Source organism: Stenotrophomonas terrae, assembly GCF_039674165.1.
Classification (GTDB): domain Bacteria; phylum Pseudomonadota; class Gammaproteobacteria; order Xanthomonadales; family Xanthomonadaceae; genus Stenotrophomonas; species Stenotrophomonas terrae_A.
In genome coordinates, this window is record NZ_JBDJMY010000078.1 from 1 (window position 1) to 6,679 (window position 6,679).

Consider the following 6,679-nt stretch of genomic DNA (forward strand, 5'->3'; position numbering starts at 1 on the left):
GCCATGCTCGGCTGGAGCGTTACCGGTGATGCCTCTTGCCGAGCATGGCTCGGCACTACATGGCAAAGCTTTGCCGAGCATGGCTCGGCACTACAGGTTGAGGCATTCCTTGAAGGCCTCTGCCGAGCATGGCTCGGCACTACATGGCAAAGCTTTGCCGAGCGTGGCTCGGCACTACAGTTTTTGCTATTTGACGCGGCGCAGGTGTGGGCCACGCTTGTTGAACGGCGGTTGGCCGCGCCAGTAGCGGATCAGCAACCAGCCGAACAACATGCCGCCCAGATGGGCGAAGTGGGCCACGCCCGGCTGCCAGCCGGTGAAACCCAGCAGCAGCTCGATCGCACCGAACACGATCACGAAGGTGCGTGCCTTCATCGGAATCGGCGGGAACAGCAGCATCACCCGCTGGTTCGGGAACAACATGCCGTAGGCCAGCAGCAGGCCGAACACACCACCGGACGCGCCCAGCACCGGGTTGTACTCACCGGCCAAAGCCGCCACCAGCAGCTGACAAAGGCCCGCACCGACCACGCACACCATGTAATAGGTCAGGAAGCGTTTTTCGCCCCAGGTCATTTCCAGCGGCGCGCCAAACATGAAAAGCGCCAGCATGTTGAAGAACAGGTGTCCGAAGCCGCCATGCAGGAAGCCATAGCTCAACAGCTGCCACGGTTCGAAACCGGGCGAGTCGGCAAACACCTGCTGCGAGCCCAACGGCCACAGCATCAACTGGGTGAAGATGCCCGCCGTCTGCGGCAGCTGCTGCAGCAGGAACAGCACCACGTTGGCGATCAACAGCGTCTGGGTGATTTTTGGAAGGCGCGGGAACATGGTGGCATCCGGGGGAACTGGCTACATGATAGCCGCAGCGGCTAGGCTGGACCCCAGATCGCCTCGTCCAGGCTGCGCGGTGGTTTGGGCCGCTTCACCCGGCCGTTCTCCACCACCACGCCCTCGGCGCGCAGCCGCTGGCTTTGCTCGCGCCAACCGCGCGAGCCCTCCGGCATGGCGATGCGGCCATCCGAGCGCAGCACCCGGTGCCAGGGCAGCGTGGGATCGTCATTGGCACCCAGCAGGCGCGCCACCAGGCGTGCCCGTCCCGGCAAACCGGCCTTGGCCGCCACTTCGCCGTAGCCCAGTACCTGCCCGCGCGGGATGGCGCGGATGGTCTCGAGAATGCGTGCGTGTCCAGCGGCAGCCGTGGCCTCTGGCGTCAACGCTTCTTCGCCACGCCGCGGCCCACCAGCAGCACGCCGAACAGTACCAGCACCGTCCCGGCGCTTTGCCAAATCCCCATGGGTTCGTCGAGCAACCATACGCTGAGCACAATCGTGGAAACCGGCCCCAGCATACTCACCTGTGCCGCCAACGAGGAGCCGATACGCTTGACCCCGATCATGATCGCCAGCACCGGCAGCACGGTACACACCGTGCCATTGAGCAGCGACAGCCAGTAAACCGCTGGCGCGTACGCCCACAGCGCGCCCCAGGGCTGGAACAGCAGGTACTGGCCGATGCACAGCACGCAGGCGACCATGCTGGCATAGGCCGTCAGGCGTACCGCGCCGATGCGCGCCACCGCCTGACCACTGCCGAACAGATACACCGCATAGCTGAGCGCACTGGCGAACACCAGCGCAGAACCAATCAGCGTGCGCCGGCCTTCGAGCTGGATGTCATGACCGAAGGCCAGCAACACGCCCAGATAGCTGACCAGCAAGGCCGCAACCTGGGTGCGGGTCGGGCGCTGCTTGAGCACCACCAGCGCAATCAGCACCACCAGCGTCGGGCTGAGGTAGAGGATCAACCGTTCCAGCGTGGCGCTGATGTATTGCAGGCCTAGGAAATCGAGATAGCTGGACAGGTAATAGCCGCTGAAACCCAGCAGCAACACCCGCCAGCGGTCGCCCGCCGACAAGGGCTGTGCGCGGCGTGCGGCCCACATGCCCATGGCAATGAAGAACGGGAAGGCGATCATCATCCGCAATGCCAGCAAGGCGGTGGCATCGGCACCGTGTCGATAGGCCAGTTTGACGATCACTGCCTTGCCGGAGGCGGCAATGGCGCCGGTGGCAGCCAGCAGCAGGCCACTTATCAGCAGCCGCCGGGAACTGGTGGGCAGGCTGGGCGCGGCCACAGCGGCCTCGCGCGGGGATGGAACAGTCACGGTGCTACGGCATCCGGGGGAGATGGCCTTCCATTATGGGCGCTGCGGCGTTTGGGCGTGGCTGCCGGGTAGGACCAGGCAGAAGCAGAAGCACCCCGCCCCCTTGCCTAATGCAAAGGGAGGGAGTCAAAGCATTGTCCGCAACTGCAGGATCAGCCTCCTCCCTTGCACGCAGCGCAGGGGAGGATTGAGGAGGGGTGCTTCTGCTTTTGTTGTCGCTGTTGCCAGCAACCCTCAACGCATCAACACAACTTCCTCGGCCGAAGTCGGATGAATCGCCACCGTTTCCTCCAGCTGCCTGCGCGTCACCCCGGCCTTCACCGCCACCGCAAAACCCTGCAGTATTTCGTCCGCACCTTCACCCAGCAGGTGGATCCCGACCACTTTTTCGTCCTCACCTGCGCACACCATCTTGAACAGGCTACGCACCTCGCCCTGTCCCAAGGCCTGCAGCATCGGACGGAACCGGCTGTAATAGGTACTTACCGCAGGAAAGCGCTTGCACGCCTCTTCTTCGCTCAAGCCGACGCTGCCCAATGGCGGGTGCGCGAACACGACGCTGGGGATGTTGTCGTAATCAAGCCGCGCCTCGGCCCGCCCACCCAGAACCCGATCCATCAGCTTGCGCGCAGCGGCAATCGCTACCGGGGTGAGAGTTACCCGCCCGGTCACATCGCCAACCGCATAGATACCCGGCACGGAGGTGTTCTGGTAGTCATCCACCTCGATCTGACCTTTTTCGCCCAGCTTCACGCCAGCCTGCTCCAGCCCCAGACCGCGCGTGTTCGGGCCGCGCCCGGTGGCAAACAGGACGGTATCGAACAAAGTCTTTTCCGGCCCGTTGTGCAGTTGCGCGCTGATACGCCCCTCCTGACGCCGCAGGGCTTCAAGCCTGCAGCCAAAGTGCAGATCAACACCTTGCAGGCGCAGGTTCTCGGCCAGTTGGTCAGAAAGCTCGGCATCAAAGTGATCCAGCAGACGCTGCCCACGCACCAACAAGGCCACTTCGCTGCCCAAGGCGCGCAGCACGCCGGCCAACTCCACCGCGATATAGCCGCCGCCCACCAGAGCGACCCGTTCCGGCCGCGCCTGCAGGGCAAAAAAGTCGTTGGAAACACCGCCCAGCTCGGCCCCGGGCAACTCCGGCTTGAGCGGATGCGCGCCGGTAGCGATGACCAGGTGTTCGGCCCGGAATTGGGTTCCGTCCTCGCTCTGCACGGTATGCGCGTCAATCAGGTGCCCACGGCTGCTGATGCGGACCACACCGGTTTCATCCAGTCGCTGCTGATAGCTGCGATGGATGTTTGAGATGTAGTGCTGGCGTCGCTCCAGCAAGGTTGGCCAGGACAGCGCCGGCTCGGCCGGTACATCGAAGCCCATCTGCCTTGCCAGACCGATACGCTCGGCCAGGTCCGCCGCCAACCACATCGCCTTCTTCGGCACGCAGCCGACATTGACGCAGGTGCCACCCAAGGGTGCCGGCTCCAGCATCGCCACCTTGGCTCCGTAGGACGCTGCACGGAACGCTGCCGCCAGGCCACCGGAACCACCGCCCAGCACCACCACATCGTAATTGCGTGCGCTCATTGGAAACGCTCCACGCGATACGGCGCGGGGTCGATTGCAGGTGCCTGCCCGGTTATCAAATCAGCCATCAATTGTCCGCTCCCACTACTCATGCTGATACCGAGCATGCCATGACCGGCTGCTAGCCATATGTGAGCATGCCGGGGCGAGCGACCCAGGATCGGCATGTCATCCCAGGTCATCGGCCGCCAGCCATACCAGTGCTGTTCCAGTGCAGGACCCAGCGGCTGTCGCAGATACAGCTGCGCGGCCTGCTGCAGGGCACGCAGGCGGGTTGCGTTCAACCGCGCGTCCTGCCCGGAGAACTCCATCGTGCCGCCAAGCCGCATGCAATCATCCCAGGCAATGACGAACACCGAGCGGTCCTTGAGCACCACCGGTCGGCTAGGCACCTGCGGCGGACGACTGCCGGTGATGGAATAACCCTTGCCGGGCTGGATCGGGACGCGCAGGCCAAGCTGAGCCGCCAACTGCGGCGACCAGGCGCCGGTTGCCAGCACCAGTTCGCCGGCGTGCCCCGCACCGCGACTGGTCTGCATCTGTACACCCTTGGCCTGTGGCTGGATGGACAGAAGCGTGCAGTGTTCGTCAATCCGGACACCGCGGGCACGCAGCACACGTGCGAGTTCAGCGGTATAACGGTCTGGCCGCAGACTGGCATCGCCCGGAAAGCGGATCGCGCCGACCACGCCAGCGTTGAACGCGGGCTCGCTGCGCAGGTAATCGGCACCGTCGATTATTTCAGTACCGATGCCCAGCCGCAGCAGGGCATCGCACTGGGCTGCATATGCCTGGAAATTGCGCTGTTCGCGGAACACATAGTCCAGCCCCTTGTCGGCAAATTCGCAGTCCAGCCGGTAGCGCTGCACCCACTGTGCCAAGCGCTGCCGCGAATCGTTCAACAAGGCCGCGCGCCCCTGCGCACTGCGCTGCCAGTCCTGCGGATTGCAACGCGCGACAAAGCGCAGCAACCACCGCCAAAGCGCTGGATCCATCCGTGGCGGGATATACAGCGGCGCCTGCGGCGACAGCATCCAGCGCAATGCCTGCAGCGGCACGCCGGGGGCGGCCAGCGGCGGTGCATGACTGGGCGTGATGGTGCCGCAGTTGCCGTGCGAGGTGGCTCCGCCCAGCGGGCCGGCATCGATCACCCGTACCTGCCGCCCGGCGTCGGACAACGCCAGCGCGGTAGCCAGGCCGGTGGCGCCGGCGCCAATGATCACTACATCGTCGTTGCGGATTCTCACCCGCGCATTTTATGGAGGGAAGAAGATCAGCGCCGCAGTGGTGGCAATTGCAAGTAAGTGAGCGCGCGCCATACCCACTCCACCGGCCCGAACTGGAAACGACGCAGCCATACATGGCTCAACGCTACCTGCGCCGCGAACACGCCCGCAGCAAACAGCAGCTGCCCTGCACGGCCCATCTGTTCAAACCAGCCCAGTCCATAGGCATAGAAAACCAATGTGCAGATCAGGGACTGCCCGAGGTAGTTGCTCAATGCCATGCGCCCGGCCGGTGCCAACCATTGCAGGTAGCGGCTCCAGCGTACCCCCCAGGCCAGATAGCCCAGGCACATCAGCAGGCCGGCGATGGCAGTGAGCGCGTACGCTGTTGCGCCGCGCATATCGAAACGCCCCGGTGGGTTGTAGGACTGCAGATAGACGCTTGAGAACATCACCGCCAGGCCGAGCGGCAGCAGCAGCCAGCGCAGCACTGCCCAAAGTCGCCGGTAGCGGGCGGGATCGGCGATGGCACCGCTGCGCGCAAACCAGGCACCGATCAGGAACATGCCCAGTACCTGCGGCCCTACCACCAGCAACGCGCCCAGCGACGCGCCCAGATCGCGCAGACGCTGCGCGACCGCCTGTACATAGCTGCCATGTCCATAGGCTTGCCGCTGCGCTTCGATCGAGGCAACTGCGGCAGTCTGCTGCGCGCTGCTGGCATCGGCCGGGGCGAACTGCATCAACACTCCCAGCAGCAGCATCAACACCGCCGCTCCCACATAGGCCGCTGTACCCAATACCGGCAGCCAGCTGCGCGGTGCCTCGCGGAACGCCAGCAACGCAAACGACAGCAAGGCGTACGCCACCAGGATATCGCCGGACCACAGCAGCACCGCGTGCAACGCGCCGATGATCAACAAGCCCAGGCTGCGACGCAGATAGAAGCGGGTGAAGTCGCGGCCGGCACTGCTGGCACGCTGCGCCATCACCGCGAAGCCGGCACCGAACAAAAGCGAGAACAGGGTGAAGAACTTGCCCTGCACGAAAATGTAGACGAAGGCATCGGCCCAATAGTCGGCGCCCTGCCAATGCGGATCGATACCGGTGAAGGACATGTTCAAGGGCCCACTGAAGGCCTCCATGTTCATCAGCAGGATGCCGAACAAGGCAAAGCCGCGCAGCACATCCAAGGTGGCGATGCGCTCACTGGCTGCCACGGGCTGGAAAGCGGAAGTGGACAACGGCGACATCCTTCAGCAACGAGTGCGCGATTAGAGCATGCGCGCCCAGGTAGTGCCGAGCCATGCTCGGCAGGGGCTTTCCCCGCATCGGCGCCGACAACGCTGCACAGCTGTTTCCCGCCCAAGACGCGACGCTATGACTGCCTCAACGCTACCAAGTGCTTACCCCTCCCCAACCCTCCCCTTCGCTGCGCGAAAGGGAGGCAGCAAAGTCGCTGCATGCACTGCCCCTCCCCTTTGGCGTAGCCAAGGGGGAGGTTGGGAGGGGGTAGCTTCTGTTGTTGCTTGTGAAGCTGCAAAGGCCAGAACCAAAGCTCAAAGCTCAACTGCAACCCCCTCCCCAACCCTCCCCTTCGCTGCGCGAAAGGGAGGGAGCAACGCTGTAGTGGCGCCCCCAGCGCGCGCGGGGCGGGAAAGGGGGAGAGCGGTGAAGGCAAAGCACCGCCCCAAAAAAA

6 protein-coding genes are annotated in these 6,679 nt (G+C 64.3%); all 6 read right to left on the reverse strand.

Features of this window, described 5'->3' with window-relative positions; all coding sequences use genetic code 11:
• Positions 1-186: 186 nt before the first annotated feature.
• The 6 genes from ABE493_RS19075 to ABE493_RS19100 all read right to left on the reverse strand — a co-directional run bounded on the left by ABE493_RS19075 (position 187) and on the right by ABE493_RS19100 (position 6,224).
• Entirely contained in the window at positions 187-831 is a 645-nt protein-coding gene (locus tag ABE493_RS19075) for a rhomboid family intramembrane serine protease (protein WP_346500925.1), read from the reverse strand.
• A gap of 41 nt (positions 832-872) precedes the next feature.
• Complete coding sequence (locus tag ABE493_RS19080; protein WP_346500927.1) at positions 873-1,217, reverse strand: MGMT family protein; 345 nt, start codon at positions 1,215-1,217, stop codon at positions 873-875.
• Positions 1,214-2,137 carry a DMT family transporter gene (locus tag ABE493_RS19085; RefSeq protein ID WP_346500936.1) on the reverse strand — a complete coding sequence of 308 codons (924 nt, stop codon included), beginning with the start codon at positions 2,135-2,137 and terminating at the stop codon, positions 1,214-1,216. Before ABE493_RS19085 ends, ABE493_RS19080 begins: the two co-directional genes overlap by 4 nt.
• A 264-nt stretch (positions 2,138-2,401) precedes the next feature.
• A complete protein-coding gene (gorA, locus tag ABE493_RS19090) occupies positions 2,402-3,754 on the reverse strand; it encodes a glutathione-disulfide reductase (RefSeq protein ID WP_346500929.1) in 1,353 nt (450 codons plus the stop codon).
• Positions 3,751-5,001 carry an NAD(P)/FAD-dependent oxidoreductase gene (locus tag ABE493_RS19095; RefSeq protein ID WP_346500932.1) on the reverse strand — a complete coding sequence of 417 codons (1,251 nt, stop codon included), beginning with the start codon at positions 4,999-5,001 and terminating at the stop codon, positions 3,751-3,753. The genes gorA and ABE493_RS19095 overlap by 4 nt, the downstream gene beginning before the upstream one ends.
• Before the next feature lie 26 nt (positions 5,002-5,027).
• On the reverse strand, positions 5,028-6,224 hold the full coding sequence (locus ABE493_RS19100; protein WP_346500934.1) for a DUF418 domain-containing protein: 1,197 nt from the start codon (positions 6,222-6,224) through the stop codon (positions 5,028-5,030).
• Positions 6,225-6,679 lie beyond the last annotated feature (455 nt).

Excerpts from the sequence above, each read along its gene's own strand:
- ABE493_RS19075 (WP_346500925.1), bottom strand. The coding sequence starts at position 831 with ATGTTCCCGCGCCTTCCAAAAATCACCCAGACGCTGTTGATCGCCAAC.
- gorA (WP_346500929.1), bottom strand. The coding sequence starts at position 3,754 with ATGAGCGCACGCAATTACGATGTGGTGGTGCTGGGCGGTGGTTCCGGT.